Annotated in this window: 14 protein-coding genes; 12 read left to right on the forward strand and 2 right to left on the reverse strand. The window is 61.2% G+C overall.

Translation table 11 applies throughout. The features are described 5' to 3' along the window. Positions 1–739 precede the first annotated feature (739 nt). The 12 genes from ACIG36_RS13305 to ACIG36_RS13360 all read left to right on the forward strand — a co-directional run bounded on the left by ACIG36_RS13305 (position 740) and on the right by ACIG36_RS13360 (position 13,190). A complete protein-coding gene (locus tag ACIG36_RS13305; RefSeq protein ID WP_399926213.1) occupies positions 740–1,093 on the forward strand; it encodes a hypothetical protein in 354 nt (117 codons plus the stop codon). Further along, positions 1,090–1,476 carry a hypothetical protein gene (locus tag ACIG36_RS13310; RefSeq protein ID WP_399926215.1) on the forward strand — a complete coding sequence of 129 codons (387 nt, stop codon included), beginning with the start codon at positions 1,090–1,092 and terminating at the stop codon, positions 1,474–1,476. The genes ACIG36_RS13305 and ACIG36_RS13310 overlap by 4 nt, the downstream gene beginning before the upstream one ends. 129 nt (positions 1,477–1,605) lie before the next feature. Continuing rightward, entirely contained in the window at positions 1,606–2,205 is a 600-nt protein-coding gene (locus ACIG36_RS13315; protein WP_399926217.1) for a hypothetical protein, read from the forward strand. Positions 2,206–2,215: 10 nt separating this feature from the next. Then, positions 2,216–2,506 carry a hypothetical protein gene (locus ACIG36_RS13320; protein ID WP_399926219.1) on the forward strand — a complete coding sequence of 97 codons (291 nt, stop codon included), beginning with the start codon at positions 2,216–2,218 and terminating at the stop codon, positions 2,504–2,506. A gap of 53 nt (positions 2,507–2,559) precedes the next feature. Continuing rightward, positions 2,560–2,907, forward strand: coding sequence for a hypothetical protein (locus ACIG36_RS13325; RefSeq protein WP_399926221.1), 348 nt, complete (start codon positions 2,560–2,562; stop codon positions 2,905–2,907). Between the two features lie 35 nt (positions 2,908–2,942). Continuing rightward, a complete protein-coding gene (locus ACIG36_RS13330; protein WP_399926223.1) occupies positions 2,943–7,427 on the forward strand; it encodes a transglycosylase SLT domain-containing protein in 4,485 nt (1,494 codons plus the stop codon). 63 nt (positions 7,428–7,490) lie between these two features. After that, positions 7,491–8,438, forward strand: coding sequence for a phage tail domain-containing protein (locus ACIG36_RS13335; RefSeq protein ID WP_399926224.1), 948 nt, complete (start codon positions 7,491–7,493; stop codon positions 8,436–8,438). Beyond that, positions 8,330–9,682 (forward strand): siphovirus ReqiPepy6 Gp37-like family protein, encoded by a 1,353-nt coding sequence (locus tag ACIG36_RS13340; RefSeq protein WP_399926226.1) that lies wholly within the window; start codon positions 8,330–8,332, stop codon positions 9,680–9,682. Before ACIG36_RS13335 ends, ACIG36_RS13340 begins: the two co-directional genes overlap by 109 nt. A gap of 1 nt (position 9,683) precedes the next feature. Continuing rightward, positions 9,684–10,745: a hypothetical protein gene (locus ACIG36_RS13345; RefSeq protein ID WP_399926228.1), complete on the forward strand. Its 1,062-nt coding sequence runs from the start codon at positions 9,684–9,686 to the stop codon at positions 10,743–10,745. 2 nt (positions 10,746–10,747) lie between these two features. After that, entirely contained in the window at positions 10,748–11,980 is a 1,233-nt protein-coding gene (locus tag ACIG36_RS13350) for a hypothetical protein (RefSeq protein ID WP_399926230.1), read from the forward strand. 65 nt (positions 11,981–12,045) lie between these two features. Further along, positions 12,046–12,333: a hypothetical protein gene (locus tag ACIG36_RS13355; RefSeq protein WP_399926232.1), complete on the forward strand. Its 288-nt coding sequence runs from the start codon at positions 12,046–12,048 to the stop codon at positions 12,331–12,333. Positions 12,334–12,344: 11 nt separating this feature from the next. Then, positions 12,345–13,190 carry a peptidoglycan-binding protein gene (locus tag ACIG36_RS13360; protein ID WP_399926233.1) on the forward strand — a complete coding sequence of 282 codons (846 nt, stop codon included), beginning with the start codon at positions 12,345–12,347 and terminating at the stop codon, positions 13,188–13,190. 1,239 nt (positions 13,191–14,429) lie between these two features. Here the strand turns inward: ACIG36_RS13360 and ACIG36_RS13365 are convergent. Then, on the reverse strand, positions 14,430–14,882 hold the full coding sequence (locus tag ACIG36_RS13365) for a hypothetical protein (protein WP_399926235.1): 453 nt from the start codon (positions 14,880–14,882) through the stop codon (positions 14,430–14,432). 304 nt (positions 14,883–15,186) lie between these two features. Then, entirely contained in the window at positions 15,187–15,810 is a 624-nt protein-coding gene (locus ACIG36_RS13370; RefSeq protein WP_399926236.1) for a hypothetical protein, read from the reverse strand. Between the last annotated feature and the right edge of the window lie 12 nt (positions 15,811–15,822).

Below are 15,822 nucleotides of genomic sequence, written 5' to 3' on the forward strand. Positions count from 1 at the left end.
TCCCGATGGGGGCCCGGCTCTCCGTGTACCGGGCCGGTACACCACGGCCCTCACCGTGTCGGCGGTCCACCAGAACAGTCAGGTCGTGACAGGCTGGTCTCTCGCAGGCCTGCAGCTGGTCCGTGCTGACGGCTGGGGCTCGACCGTCGTCACCGTGTCCGGCTCCTGGGGCTACCTGTCGGCTCCGGCCTCACTGAGGGCGGTTGCCTGCTCAGAGGTCATTCGATGGCTGGCGCTCTCCCCTGGCATCCAGTCAGAGCGGGTGGGAGAGGTCGAGGTCCAGTTCGCGGGGGCCACGTCTGGGCAGGCCCTTTCGTCTGCCGCCAGGGCCTCTCTGCGACCGTACCGGCGTCTGTCGGCTGGATCACTGACCTTGCTCAGAGAGGGGCCGATCCTGGACCTGCGGAGGCCTCGTGTACTCCATGACTGAGCCTGTAGAGGCCTGGCGAGCACCGACCCGGGTTCAGTCGGCGTACACCTCTCGTCCGGACTGGGACCAGGCCGTCAAGGTCTGGTCCGGCCTGGCCAGTGTCCAGCCGTTCCGAGTGGAGGAGTCCGCGTCTCCGGACCGTGGCCTCTCCCAGGAACGCCTCATTCTGTTTCTGCCCATTGATGCGGTCGTCGCTGCCACAGACAGGGTCCGTATCAACTCCCGCTGGTACGAGATAGATGGAGAGCCGAAGAAGCATTCGCAGACCTCCCGGAGGCACACCAAGATCACTGTCTGGAGGGCTCTGCGGTGAGTGCACGCACGAAGGTCGTTTTCAAACGTGGTTGGGAGAACCTTCTCTTCCGCTCGACTGAGACAAAGGCTCTGGTTGCCCTTCACACGTCCAAACTGGCGGCCGAAGCAATCAAGGGTGCTCCCCGCCGTACAAACGCTTCCAGGACTCCTTGGAACGCGTCCAAGAAGAATATTGAGGCGTTCGTTCAGAACTCTCTCGAGGGCTGGTACGGCAATGTGGTGGTGGAGCGCAACCCACGGGTGCGCCACGCCATGCTGCAGGATCAGGGATTCACTGACCCTGCCGGGCGCCGCCATCCAGGCCGCCGCTATCTCAAGGCGGCACTGTTGCGGATGAGGGTGGAATGAGGCTGGATCCGGTAGAGGTCTTAGTGACGTATCTCCGATCGCTGCCGGAGATACCTAAGGGCGCCCCTACGGGGGACATGACAGAGCACGTCACTGGAGACACCACGATCTATCTCGAGCACTCCGGCGGCTACCGCATGGTCCGTGACTCTATGGACAGGGCCGACATCGAATACTCCGTGTACTCACTCGACCGTAAGGCGTGCATTGATCTCGCCTTGCTCGTCCGGGAAGGGCTTCTGGAAACGCTTCCTGGTGTCACCGTCGGCGGGGCCCTGGTGCTCGACGTAGAAGATATCTCCCTGCCCGTGTACTACCCCGACGAGGCGTCACGAGAGCACATGTACGGCGGGGAGGTCGCGATCTTCTACATGGCAGTTTGAGATAGTCGGATCAGACCCTCTGACTCTGTGTCGGACGCCAAAGCTCACATCCTGACTTACCTGCCCCCCCCAATCAGGGCCCTCCTTCCCAACGAAGAGGGGCCCTTCTCTATGCCCTCAGGAGGCTCCATGGCCAATGATGCCAAGAAGGTTAGATTCGCCCCTAACGGGGCTCTGTACGTCGCTCCGGCTCCCGGTGGCGGGGCGGGCGGTACAACTGTGCCAACCACACTAGGTGATGGGACAACGCCACCCACCGGCTACAAGGCTTTTGGTTATACCGACGAAGGTGGAGTGACCCTCACACCGAGTGTGGAGACAAAGCCGGTCGCGGCCTGGCAGTCGGCAGTACCAATTCTGTACAACGTGACATCGGCAGCGTTCTCCGTAAAAGCGAGTCTTCTTGAGACCAATGAGGTCACGACTGAGCTCTTCTTCGGTGCTGAGTGGGTTGAGGTGAAGGACGGCCAGGGCGCCGGTACCGGTGTCTATCGGCTTGACCTCGCTTCCACTCCCAACCTCAAGGAAATCAGCCTTGTTGTGGACTGGAGTCAGGCATCCATTCGCTACCGATGCGTGATCCCACGTGCCATGATTTCGGACCGTGGAGCAATTCAGCTTAACCGTACCGAGAGCAACAGGTACGAACTCACCATGGAGGCCCTGGACTTCAACGGGAACCTCGGGTATTTGCTGACGAACGACGACATCCTGACCACGGCTGCGTAAGCGAGATTCCATGACTGGCGTTAAGAAGTCTGCCCCCAAGGCCGCTGCGGCAGAGGCTGAGGCCACGGGCGGCACCATCACCTTCGACTACAACGGCCTCACCTTTGAAGTGCCGGGAGCTCCTGACGACTTCCCGCTCGCCGCGATTATGGCGGATGACGAGTTCACGGCCATCAGTCTCATGCTGGGTGACGAACAGTGGGCGGCTTACATGAAGACCGGCCCCACCCTCAGGGACTTCCGGGCCCTGGTGAACGCTATGAGTCTCGCGCAGGGGCGGGATACTGACGCGGGAAACTAATTGCGGTCGCCCGCGTCATCAAGGCTTTTCAGGACGAGCTAGAAGCCGATCTCTTGGAATTCTTTCGGGTCGATCTTCTCGACCTGTGGCGTGGACGGCTATCTCTTCGCCGTATCGGCGTACTCATCGACTCACTTATGAAGAAGGCCGGGCGCTCAACGCTCCTCATGGCCATGGATGAGCGGGCAGCATGGGCCGACTCTGATCACCTTCTGGCTCGCGTCTCTGATGCGCTCGAGCTCTCCAATTTCCTTTTCCTCAAGGCCAATTCTGAGCACTCGGAAGACCTTGAGCTTCCTGTACCGATACCACGGCCCGGTGAACCGGAGTCGCAGCCCGAGCCGGAGTTTTCCACGCCACAGGAGCTGACGGACTTCTTTGGGCATATGAACAGCCTTTAGGGGGTCCAATGGCGGGGGGCCGCACGCCCATAAAAGTGGGCATTGGCTACATTGAGATTGTCCCCAAGGTCCTGCAAAAGGACATGGCGGAGCTTCGCCAGCGGATCTCTTCTGAGCTCGAAAAGATCGGTCTCACTGCCGCCAGAGAGGTCAATCAGGCGGTTAAGCGGGGCCTCGCTGGGCTTCCTCGCGAGGCAGCGTCTCAGGCCCAGAAGGCCAAAGCGGCTGTCGAGGGAGAGGCGAGGGATGCCGCCGAGACCATTCGTGAGCTCGAGCGGTTCGTCACTCGTCAGTACGGTCAGGAGTCTGCCCGGCGGCTGGCGGAGCTCCGGCAGTTCTACGCCCGGTACAAGGCACTGCAGGAAGGAGCCTCCGATACGACTCGGCGGGCTCTCCGTGAGACTGTGCGCCAGGAGGAGCGGGCCGCCCTCGACCGTATAGCCACTGAGCGCCAGCGAGTTCGTGAAGCTGCGCGTCTGGCCCGGCAGCAGACCCAGGACCAGGAGGCGGAGTATCGCCGCCAGGTCGCCGCCCAGCGCGAGGCTGTCAGGCAGCAGATAGCCGCGATCCGTGAGCAGGCTGCAGCACAGCGGGCGGCTCTCCAGGATGACATTGCTGCACAGCAGCGGATCATTACGAGCCTGCGCGACCGGATGCGCGATGTACAGCGGAGCATCAACGCAACCAACACCACCACCCAAAATCTCTTCAACAGGACTGGCGCCAGTCTCCAGAAAATGGGCGGCTGGTTTGAGCGGGTCGGCACCTCAATCACCGAGACCGGAAACCTGCTCGCTACCAAGTTCCTCGGGCCGCTCGCTACTGCCGGTGCCGCTCTTACGGCTGTCGGCGTGAAGTCTGCCGATTCCCTGATTCTCGGCCAGTTGGGCCTCATGGGGTCTGGGGTCAGTGCTAAGGATTCTGCTGCCGCGCTGACTCGGATCCGGCAGTACGGCGTCGATACGCCGTACTCCATCGAGGACATGCAAACGTACATGACGCGGTATATCCGCTCGTTGTTCTCGCATGAGCCGGGGTCACAGTCCAAGGATCCCGAAGTCCGCTCTAGGGCGGGTCGAAAGGCAGCCAACAGGGCGGCCGACATCGTCATGATGATCGGTGATAACGCCGCTAAGGCGGGAAATCTCGATCCGTACATGGTTCAGCGAGCCATGTACGCCATCGACATGATTCTTGACCTGGAGCGTGTGCCTACCAGGAATCTGAAGCAGTTCACTGCCAGCGCCGGTATTCCGGTGCAGGAGCTGGCTCAGATCATGGACTACCGGGACAAGGTCCAGACAGGTCCGGACGGGAAAGAGCGCAACTACACGGCTGCCGCTCAGATCCTCGACATCATGGCCAAGGCCAAAACCACTGGCGGCCTGCAAGGGCCGGACATGATTGACGCCCTCATCAAAAACTGGGAGGGCAACAAGGACGTCCAGGGATTCGCCAAGAAGGTCACCGCTTCCACGATCACGGGGCGCCTCCAGCAGATGAAGGAGGGCGCCCAGGTCGGACTCGGCAACCTGTTTGCCAAGACCGACCCCAAGACTGGCAAGGTCCAGTACACGGGACTCGGTCAGCGCATCATGGGAACTCCCGTCACCCGTAAGGGCAAGAACGGCGAAGACGTCACTACCTACGAGGGCGGTTACCTCAATGCTCTCGAAAAGGTAGCCAAGGAATACGCTCCGCAGATCCCCAAGTTCCTAGACGTCTTTTTTGATGCCACCGAGTCGTTTGCATCAGAGATCAAAGACATTGCGGACTTCATCCGCGATCACCCCGTGATCAGAGAGACCGTCTCAGCATTCGTCAGATTTCTTGCCGAGTGGGGTCCACTCATCGTTGTTGTCGGCCTGCTGTCCAAGGTCATCGGCAAGACGATCGGTGTCGTAGGGAAGTCGTTTGCGCCGGTCGGGGCCGCAGCGCGCGGAGCCGTTCGAGGGGCCCAGGGGGCTAACGGCGTCCGGTCTCAGGTGAGTGCCCGCAATGAGGCACGGCGTGACGCCCGCGCCGCTGGCGGCTCTCGTCAGGAGATCCGTGCCGCAGGCCGGGACGCCTACCGGCAGCGCCGTGCTGAGCGCCGGGACGGAGACACCCGGGGACCAGGCCGACGGCTCCTCGACAGCTTCACGGGTGTCGACAGCAACCAGCGGGCCCGGCAGCAGGAGCTGCGGGAGCTTGAGCGGCAGATGCGTGTGGCCCGTGATGAGGCTACGCGCCTGCGAGCGGAGATACGTGATGTCAACCGCGAGTCGTTGCGTCAGATCGCGCAAGCGCTGGCAGGCAATGGGAGTGGTTCCGTTCAGGGTTCTGCTAATCAGGCTCAGAGCGCTGTCAGGTCGATCCAGACTCAGGGTATCCAGCCGCTCAACTCCGCTGACCTGGACGGTATTCGGCAGGAGGTTGAGCGGTTCGAGAAGGCGGCCCGGGATGCCGTCGGTCAGCTCGAGCAGGCTCGCACGAAGACCGGGATTCTCAACAGTGCTCAGCTGGACGGAGTCACAAACGAAGTCCAGACGTTCAAGAACGCTGCTGACGATGCAGGTCAGAAGGTCACTAGCATCAATTCCCGCGTTGGGAACCTGAACGGCAAGACCGTTAACGATGTTCGGGCGTCTGTCGACTCTCTGGCTAGGTCGGCCCGGGAGGTAGCCGACCAGGTTGGTACGGGCACCATGAGTTCATCTGTGTCCGGCCGTGTCGCCAACCTGAATCGCCGACGCCTCACGGACATCATCGGCGAGTTCGACAAGCTTCATAGCAATTCCGACGACGTATTCAAGAAAATCGGTCAAGGCACCGGGGCGGGCAGCCTAGCCGGTCGGATTGGGCTCCTCAACGCCCGTTCACTCAAGGACATTACGAACTGGGTCAAAGATCTCGCGAGGGCATTGAAGGATGCCAGGGACGAGGGTGACGGGCTCGATGGCGCCCTCGACCGCATCGGCAGGAGAACACCAGGCGGTGGCGGCAGCTCTGGAAAAGGCCGGACCAGGAAGGCGCGGGGCGGTGTCATCCCCGGCTATCAGCCGTGGGTAGACAGTGTTCCTGCTCTGCTCACGCCTGGTGAGGCAATCCTCCGCCCTGAAGTCACGTCCGCACTCGGCGAAGGCACCATCAACACCTGGAATGAGCTTGCCATTCGGGGGAGGCTTTCCCGCCATGCTCGGGGCGGTGTTGTTGGTGGGGGCAAGCTCAATCTGGATGACATTAAAGAACTGGTTGAGCTCCAGAACATTGCCCCTATTGGTAAGGCAGCCTTCAACGTCATGGGGCTGGCTTCTTCGTCCAACCCGCTTGGCGGTCCGACTCAGCAGGGCATTCTAGGGACCGGTGACGGAGGTTCCCGCTTCCTCGGTTCTGCCGCTGCAGAAAGGTTTCGCCAGTCGTACGACTGGCTGACCGAGGACATGTGGACTGCTCTAAAGCGGGTTCCCACACTGATTGGTCAGGTCGCGGGTGTCCTCGGCGGGGCTCTCGCTCCGACACTTCGAGAGTACTTCTGGGATGACGTCTGGCGGGGCTCGGGGAACATCGTTGAACGAGGCGAGAAGTTCCTTGGTGACGCCTTCAGTCTCAAGACCCTAGGCAGTGTTTGGAAGGACCTTATAGGCGGTGTCTGGGAGTCACTGGGATCCATCTGGGACACGGGCTCATCGCTCATAACTGACCCAATCGGCTCGGTTAAGGGCGCGATTGATGACGTCTTCGATATCACCAAGGGTTCTTACAACAACTTCATCGGCATGGTGGAGACGGTAAAGGACTTCAAGGAGTCCCCTAAGGAGTACGCGGGTCGCGTCTACGGCGAGTTCATGTCGACCGCCCAGGAATCCATGCCGAACACTGAGGGATTGTTTGATTTCAAGAAGGGCTCGAGGGCCAACGGCAAGCCAGAGACTGGGATTCCCATCGAGGGGCTTCCTGGTGGCAGTGGGGCGGGGCAATGGCGTCTCGTCGCTGCCCAGGCGCTTGAACTGCTCGGGCTACCGCAATCGGCGCTCGGCACGGTGCTTTACCGCATCGACCTGGAGTCAGGCGGCAACCCAACCGCCGTCAATCTGTGGGACATCAACGCCCGGGACGGCACGCCCTCCGTCGGGCTGATGCAGGTAATCGGCCCGACATTCGGCGCCTACGCAGGCCCATTTAGGGGCGTTGGCCCGTTCATGTATGGCACCTCCGTTAACCCGCTTGCCAATATATATGCCGGGCTCAATTATGCGACCAATAGGTACGCTTCACGCTGGCAACAGGTCTTGGCAGGAACTACCGGCTATGCATCAGGGACTCTGTCCGCCTCACCGGGCCTGCACCTGGTGGGCGAGCGAGGGCCGGAGCTTCTGCATTTCAAGGGCGGAGAGCGGGTCTACAACGCCCAGGAGACCGAGGCCCTGCTGAACGGCAAGCGCTATGAAATCCACGTGCATGAGGCCCGCAACGAGCCCACGCCGCAGGCGGTTTTGAGGGCGCTTCAGACGGCGGAGGCGCTTTACACAACCCTGTAAGGAGGCAGCAGCATTCCAATACCCGTACGGGCGGCACCGCCGCCAGCAGTGATCAACAGGCCGGTGCCGCCCGTACCCATCGATTGGGGTCGGACCAGCGTTTCCATCACAGGAAACAATGGTCAGGGAGAAGAAATATCCCTGACTTCCTTCGGTGACTCCTCTTGGCCAGCAATCATTATGCAGCCGGGCGCTACCGGCCTTGATATGCCGCCGTTCGGTCTCTTCTCCGACGACAGCCCGAACCTCGATGGCTCCATCTACAGGTCATCGAGGGCTGCTGCCCGCGAAATCATGATCCCGGTATATCTGTATGGCGTCGACCGCACAACCGTCAATGGGCTCAAACGAAAGCTCTATCAGGCCCTCAATCCGAAACGCGGGCATTGCCTGCTCAGGTTCACTGAGGGGAGTTCGGAGACTCGTCAGCTTACGGTCTACTACAAGGGCGGCATGGAAGGCTCGGAGACGGCGGACACCTCCGGGTTTACCTGGGCAAAGTACGGGCTCACCTTCACAGCTTTGGACCCCTGGTTCTATCCGACCCGACCCCAGTCGACGCGTTGGGAATTCGGCGCTGGCACTCCTTTCCTCAGCACGACCGAACGACTCTTCCCGATGCGTATCAGCAGCGGAATCATGGGAGGGTCGGGCCAGCCCCTCACGATCAGCAACCCAGGGGATATTGAGGCTTGGCCCGTCTGGGCCCTTCACGGCCCCATCAAGTCATTCAGCCTCACCAGTCCTTACGGGGACGTAGTGAAGGCTTCCCCGACCCCGGGCGGGGCTGATTTGGTGCCTTCGGGTCGTGTGCTCACGATCGATACTCGTCCGGGGAAGAAGACGGTTCGGGATGATCTGGGGGCGAATTACTGGAGTCGGCTCGACACGGCCCCGCAGTTTTGGGCCGTGGAGCCAGGAGAGACCAGTGCATCAGTTTCTGTGGTCACAGGGGCAGGGCAAGCGGCCGTAGTTCTGTCGTTTCATCCACGGTACGCAAGCTATGTCTAGGGGGAATTCTGGGATACCGCGTTGAGGTCTTCGACCGTGAGCTGAAGCGCATTGGCGAGATAGACGAATGGATCTCTCTTAACTTCACGGTACGATTCTGTCAGGAGGGTTCTTGGCAACTGCTCGTCAAGAGCGGCACTCCTCAAGCCTTGCTGCTTGAAAAAGGCGGCGGTGTTGTCATCTGGCAGGATGGGGTACCCCGTCCCGTCCTGTCTGGGCAGATCGACACCTTTCAAAGATATTGGACGAAGGTTCAGCACACCGGACCCGGTTCTCTATACGTGGCTGGGAAGTGCCATAACACGCTTGCCTATCGGCGTCTTGCCTTCCCTGACCCTGCTAGGCCGGTTTCTCAGCAGTACCGGGCGACGCTGCCTAACCGGCAGCTGAGCGGCAGTGGTACAGCTGGGGAAATGATTTACACGGAGCTGAACCAGGCGCTAGGGCCGGGTGCTCTCTCAGACCGGCAGATCTCAGGCATCAATCTCACGCCTGCCGCGCTTAGTTCGGGCCTGGCCGACTCGCTGAGGTTCGATGTCATCGGCTCCAAACTCGAGGAATGGTGCAAGGCCCGGCAGGTTGCTTATCGGTTCATCTACAACGCCGGTTCCCAAAAAATCGATCTTGACATTTATCAACCTCGCGACCTGTCCAAGGATGTGCGGCTGAGCCCTGAGCTGGGGACCTTGCGCGAGTACACGTGGACGCTCACAGCGCCGAAAGTTACTCGGGCCATCGTGGGCTGCGCCGGGGAGGGCCTTGAGCGCTACTACTACCAGCAGATAGACAGCGCCTCCGAGGCTGAATGGGGGCTGCAGATCGAGCAGTTCATTGACCGTCGGGATATTCAGTTGAAGGTCGACAAGAGCACGGGTCAGCCGGTGAAGTCGGATCCGGCTATGTCTGATGCTGACTTCCAGGCGGCCAAGAAGGCCGTCGTGGAGGCCGCCTCCGCTGCCCTCGATCAGGGGCAGAAGGCGGGCAATTTTCAGATCTACCCTCTCGATACCCCCGACTGTCGGTTTGGTGAACATTATTTCGTGGGCGACATCGTGACGGTTGCCGTGGACGGCACTGAGTACAGCGACGTTGTGCGAGAGGTTGTCGTCTCGGTCGACAGCGGTGGTAGCGCCACCGATGTACAGCCGAAGGTCGGCCAGCAGGGCACAGGTGAGCCTCTGAATCTCTACCGGACTGTGTACGAGATGCAGAAGAAGATTCGTAAGCTCGAGGCGAGGATGTGAATTGGCAGAGATCAGCTATCCGTTCAACGCGGACAACGCAAATGGCGGTTCAGCGGTCGTCGGCCAAGCGCAGTGGCAGCAGATGGCCACCATGTGGGGCGGCGATCGTGTGGATTTCCAGCTCACGGGAACTTCCGGTCAGCTCCCGTTCGATGCCCGAATCGTCAACGGCCGCAGTGTAGAAGTGACTCCGGGGAAGGCATGGGTGGGTGGTTTCTACTACCAGCTCACAGCGGCAATGTCTGTGACGATCGCCCCCAATCCAACTGACCGGGCACGTAGGGATCTCATCGTCCTCCAGGCTGACATAGCCAAGAGTTCGGTGAATCTGGCGGTCCTGCCTGGTACTCCGTCTGCGACCCCTGTTGCGCCTCAGCCACGACGCCAGCCGGGCGGCCTTTGGGAAATGCCCTTGTACGAGGTGCACGCGGCGGCACGGGACGCCAGCATCGCGCTTGACAGTCGTGCACCGTTCAATGTGCCGACGCCTGTTGCGTATCCCTGGAACGTGACTGAGAGCGCCAAACTGCTGCCCTCAGGCTCATTCATCTATGACATGGATACCAACGGGGATGACTCACAGTATGAGGGGTGGGTTGGCCGGGACGGCTATGTCATCACACGGCATTTCGGAAAGTCCAAGACGTACACTCCGAGCCTTGTTGGGGGCACTAATGTCGCAACTCGCCAGGGTCGTTGGCGGTGGATAGCCCCCAACGTGGTGTGGTTCTCCGCCTATTTGGAGAACACGGCTTCCACTGATGCGAAGGTCTCTAACGGGGAGTGGGCATACCGTCTGACGCTTCCCGTTCCGGCTAATGGGCGGACGGGCCAAGTGTTCACGGGCCATATCGACAACAACAGCTCCGGCGGTGCTGCTTCGCTGCCCAACTTCATCCACGTCGTCGGGAAGACAAACCGGGGCTCAACGGCGACACAGATGTATCTGTTCAGCCCTAGTACCAGCAGTGTTGCGTCTGGAATGGATGGACTCGGCGTGATCCCTCGTAGGGGCTATCTGACGATCTCTGGCGTATATGAAGCGGCTGAACTGAGGGAGTAGGAATGACACGGCATCTCTTTGGGGGCACGGCGGCCGATGTGGCCGAGGACGCCTCTGGCGCCCGTGTGCCTGGGGCTCGAGGCACAGTGTGGGACGGCCCGTCCGGCGGGGCGACACAGATCACGGACCTGACTGCCGTCGACGGCTCCCCGATCACAGAGCTGGTCGCCGATGACTTCGGCATGGTGCCATCGTTCTACGGCCCAGACGGTCTCGAGCGGTTGTACGTCGACTTCGGAGCAACGAGGGTCGCGCTCCTGGCGGCGGATGTCGGCGACCGCCTCAGCGATCACCTGACGGCTCTCGACCCGCACGGTGACCGAGCAGCCGTCCTCGGGCTCTTGGGAGCCCCGACAGGGATAGCCACTCTGGGGGCTGACGGGAAGGTCCCATCGGCTCAGTTGCCAGCGGCGTCCGGCGGGGCCTCTGTCACGTCCGTCCAGGGCTACGTCGGGGACGTCATGCTGCAGGCCTCCGACATAGGGGCCGCGCCGACGAGTCACACCCATACAGCCGCTGAGACTGGTGCAGCCCCCGCAGCCCATACACACACGGCGGCCGACGTCGGCGCCCTGGCGCTCGCTGCTCGAGGCGCCGCCGGGGGTGTGGCCTCGCTCGACCCCGCAGGCCGTGTCCCGGCGGCTCAGCTACCGGTCCAGCAGCTGCCGGGCACATGGCAGCCGGATGACTGGGGTCTGCGGTCGTGGTCCTACGACCTGTCGGCAGGTTCCCGGACCCCGGGTGACCGGCCGTCTGAGGCTGGACGCCTCTATCTCGTCGGTGTGCCGCTCAGAGCGGCGTCGACCATTTCCCGGGTCGCGTGTCATGTGATGGGTTTCGACAAACCCAATTCGACTGTCACAGATGCTTATTTGGGCGTCTACAACTCGGCGCTTCAGCGTCTCGCCACCACACCCAGCCTCAAGGCTGCTTTCCCGGAGACGCACAACATAGGCGGCCAGATGGCCGCCTTCTCGCTCTCGAACTCGGTCAGCCTCTCCCCCGGCAGCTACTACATAGCAATCCTGGTCAAGGGGGCGGGTACGACAGTTCCCTACCTGGCTGCAACGAACTGGGGGGCAAGCTCGACGACGGCGGGAGCCAAGGCGGCCGATGTGAACGGGGCCTACAGATGGTTGCAGACGTCCAGCACGACACTGACCAGCCTCCCGGCCTCCCTGACGCTGGGGGACATGGCTGATGGCATGACCTGTTATTGGGCGGGGATGGGCTAGGCCGCATAGACAGCTAGGGCCGGGCGATTGCCCGGCTTTTTTCATGCCCAATGCACAGGAGCCATATGGATGTTTCGCATCTGCTCCAGTCAGCAGGCGCCTTCGCCTCTCTCATAGCGGCCGCCGTTGTCGCTCTCGCAGCCAGCCGCACCAGCTCTGCACGCGTGTGGCGCGAGGAGGCAGAGGCCCAGAAGGAGCGCGCTGACCGGCTGGCAGGCGACCTGACCGAAATCAAGAACCGGCTGTCCCGTATCGAGGCAGAAAACGCACGGCTGGTGCATCTCCTCACCTCAATCGACCCGTCCCGGCTGGCCGTTGTCCGGCTGGCAGACACCACGACACAGGAGGCCTAATGGCTCCCCCTATGACAGCAGATCAGTTCATTGAGGCTCTGGAAGCGGAGGGCATAGACGCTGACGAGTACGACGATTGGCGGTCCCACAACCGTAATCACAAGGGCCCTTGGGGGCCGATGAACGGCGTGGTTATCCATCACACTGCAGACGATGACTCGCTTGACTACTGCTACACAGGAGACGACGAACTTCCAGGCCCTCTGTGTCATTCGCACCTTGCGAAGGACGGCACCATCACGATGATTGGCAACGGCCGGGCCAATCACGCCGGTACCTTCGCAGCTAACGCGCATCAGGCAGTCGTCGACGAGTCCGAGGACCACCCTGACCCGGATCGCGGCGAGCCTGTCGACGGCAACGCCCACTATTACGGCATCGAGATAGAGAACGAGGGGGACGGCGAGGACCCGTACCCTGCCGAGCAGTACGAGGCGGCGGTGAAGTGGGCTGCCGCGATCTGCCGGTTCCACGGCTGGACAGAGAACTCGGTCATCGGCCACGGCGAAGGCACTCGCCGGAAGGTGGACCCATCGTTCGACATGGACCAGTTCCGTAAGGACGTTGCTGCCCAGCTGGGCAGGAAGCCGAGCGACCCGACGCCGTCTAAGCCCGACTATCCGCCCTTCCCTGGGGCCGACTTCTTCGGTCCTGGCGAGGAAAACAAGTACGTGACCATGCTCGGTAAGCGGCTCATTGAGAAGGGCTACAGGCGCTTCTACAGCGTCGGTGCGGGCCCGCAGTGGACAGGGGCCGACAAGGCCGCTACGAGGGCCTTCCAGCTTGCTCAGGGCTGGTCTGGCGGCGACGCGGACGGCTACCCGGGGCCGGTCACGTGGAAGCGGCTGTTCTCCTAACCGGTTTCAGGACACTGACTCGAGAGGTGATGAAGTATTAATAATTTTCTGTCGAAGCATGGCGTGCGAATCCACGCCGTTGTCTCCGCGATCGTCATATCCCTGCCGGTCATCTGGCCAAACATCCCGTGGGAAGCCATGCTGAGCTCTGCAGCCGCCCTTCTGGGCATCGGTGTTGCTGCTGCCCGGCACGAGGACACTAAGACCATCAAGGCCCTGTACACGGACAGTCCGTTTGAGGCTGAGCTTCGCGGAACCCAGGTAGACAAGTAGGCAAAACGAAAAAAGGCCCCTCCCCTCGGACGAATCCGAGGGGAGGGGCCCTTTTTGTGTTCAGCACTTCGAGTGCCTAACTCTGCTCGTTAGTCTCGCGTCGCACTATGACCGTCCAAGATTCGGCCTACTCAGTCTCCGCCCGCTGCGTCATCAACGGCGAGGGATCCTTATCCCGGGCGACCCGGGTGTAGACAGCTACACGCTTCTTCTCGATCACTCGGCTTTACCGTCCTTCACCGTTGTCCAGAACCGCTTCTCGTCGGTCATTCTTTTCCTACCACTCGCATAGTGCGAATTCGTTCAGCACCGCCGCCACCTTCTCGGCACGCTGCCAATCCTTGTACCTGTGGACCTCCTTGCGTGCGCCTCTCAGCGTCACGGCAACAACGACATGGTATTCCCCGAGCCGCTCAGTATGCCGCCGCTCGACGTTGTACTCGACTACTCGCACTTCAGAAAACCCCCAGTCGACTGCATAGCGCGTTCTACCTGGCACCTTACTGCGGGCCTTCCGCCCGGTCGAAACACCTTTCCGCGAAGTCAATAGCCTCTTGAAGGGAAGGGAAGAGGGTCTTTGAGTATCGAACTTGACCCGAGACCACTAACTTCACCTGATACCCGTCTTTCCGCTGGATAATCGAGCCGGTAAGCGCATACCATGGCCAGACGCTTAGCCCGGTCCGACCATCCGTCTTCGCCTCGCCAACATGAATGTGCTTAGCCATAAGCGTCCTTCCTCTGCCTACTCAGCGGGATCCATCCAAATCTAGCAAAGAATCCCCCTCAGGGAGGGGGATTCTAACAACCCACAAAGGGCTTTTGCCGTCACGCTAGATGGCGAAGCTGCCGCATGTGCCGCTCATGCCTTGCGCGTTCAGCGACAAAGATAGGGCCACCGGTCTTACGGCCGCGCTTCTTGTCGGCCACTTGTCCGCGCCTGTCCCTTGTACATTCGTGCCGTCGTCAGTAGCAGGCGTCCCCGCTCGGCCAGACGAGTCTCTGGCGACGCTCACGCCCGTACTTATTGACCTGGATTAGCTCAATACTGTTGTCCATGTAGTGGATCTTCCTCCCGTCCTGCCACTCTGGCTCGATTTCAGAGAGGTAGTGCCAAAGCTCGCGTACGCGCTGCTGTGCAGCGCGCATGGCATACCAGTGATCGATCGTCCACACGTAGTTTGGAAACTGAGAAAAGAGGTCCCCCCACCAGCCAGGATTCCTATTGAAGTGGACTTCGGACACCCGCGCCCGCCGATCGCCATTGCGTGGAAGCTTGTAGCTGTTGATTTCGCCGCTTCGAATAGCCCAGAGGAGCATTTCGATTCCGGAGCGGAACGTCTTGTCTGGAGCACACTTCTGATAGGTTGACCCGTCGGGTCGAGAGACCGTACGTACTTTTCCTTTGACTACGTGCACCAGGTTCCTCCCCATAGACGTCGATCTACGAGTGCCCCGCGCCGGATTCGAACCGGTCCTGTCTCCTCACGGGGCTTACTTAATCACGCGCGAAGTCGTAGGGCATCGCGCTGCCCCAACATTCGTGCCACTTGCATCGTTGGCCGTAGGAGCGGTTGAACAGGTCGGCGTGAGCTCGTAGTTAGTCCCCCATGGTTGGATCAGTTGGTCGCGTCCGCAGTGTGGTTGACATACTCGATCGCGGGCCACCTGCCACACTCGATAAGTGCCCTGATCGCCTCGGTGCTCAGACGCTTGCCCGCCATCAGCTCTCCACTCCAGCCAGCTTCTCCAGTCGCGCGACCCGGTCCTCCAGGGTCATCGCCGACTTCTTCGGCGACCGCGACCAGAAATCCTGTCCGTTGGCACGGTCGGCCCATTCCTGGCAGATGCCCCGCAGCCACGTCGGCGTCTCGAAGACCGGGTTCATCAAGTCCGAAAACAGAGTGGAATAGTGACGGGTCGTGGTGACACTCCCGTCCTTGACCTTGGGGCCCCATACGGCGATGCTTTCCACGCACCAGATCCCCGCCCGGTTGGGTGTGAGGGTGAGCGTCACGGACTTTGGCCGCACCGTGGGGAATCCGGGGCCACGGGTATCTGGAGCGGGGTCGACGAGGTCGACGGGAATCACCCACCGTGCGGCGTCCGCCATGCGGTACTTGACTCCGCCGGGCGATACGGGGTCCGGCAGGGTACCCAGTTCCCATCCCTTGTCCGTCAGTTGGTGTAGCTCCTCGTCGGTGTCCTGATAAGCAATTCCCACTTCTGCGAGCCGATCAAGTACCGCCTCTGGGACATCGCCGAAGTATCCCGATCTCGTGTGAATCGCGTGCTCGAACGCCTCGCGCATCTCTGCATCCATGCATACTGCCGATTCCTCGGACATTACTTGCGCTCC

This window comes from Streptomyces sp. NPDC053048, from assembly GCF_044547045.1.
Taxonomy (GTDB): domain Bacteria; phylum Actinomycetota; class Actinomycetes; order Streptomycetales; family Streptomycetaceae; genus Streptomyces.

Bases quoted from the DNA above. Each gene is read 5' to 3' on its own strand.
- ACIG36_RS13320 (WP_399926219.1), top strand. From the start codon at position 2,216: ATGACTGGCGTTAAGAAGTCTGCCCCCAAGGCCGCTGCGGCAGAGGCT.
- ACIG36_RS13310 (WP_399926215.1), top strand. From the start codon at position 1,090: ATGAGGCTGGATCCGGTAGAGGTCTTAGTGACGTATCTCCGATCGCTG.
- ACIG36_RS13355 (WP_399926232.1), top strand. From the start codon at position 12,046: ATGGATGTTTCGCATCTGCTCCAGTCAGCAGGCGCCTTCGCCTCTCTC.
- ACIG36_RS13315 (WP_399926217.1), top strand. From the start codon at position 1,606: ATGGCCAATGATGCCAAGAAGGTTAGATTCGCCCCTAACGGGGCTCTG.
- ACIG36_RS13360 (WP_399926233.1), top strand. From the start codon at position 12,345: ATGACAGCAGATCAGTTCATTGAGGCTCTGGAAGCGGAGGGCATAGAC.
- ACIG36_RS13370 (WP_399926236.1), bottom strand. From the start codon at position 15,810: ATGTCCGAGGAATCGGCAGTATGCATGGATGCAGAGATGCGCGAGGCG.
- ACIG36_RS13350 (WP_399926230.1), top strand. From the start codon at position 10,748: ATGACACGGCATCTCTTTGGGGGCACGGCGGCCGATGTGGCCGAGGAC.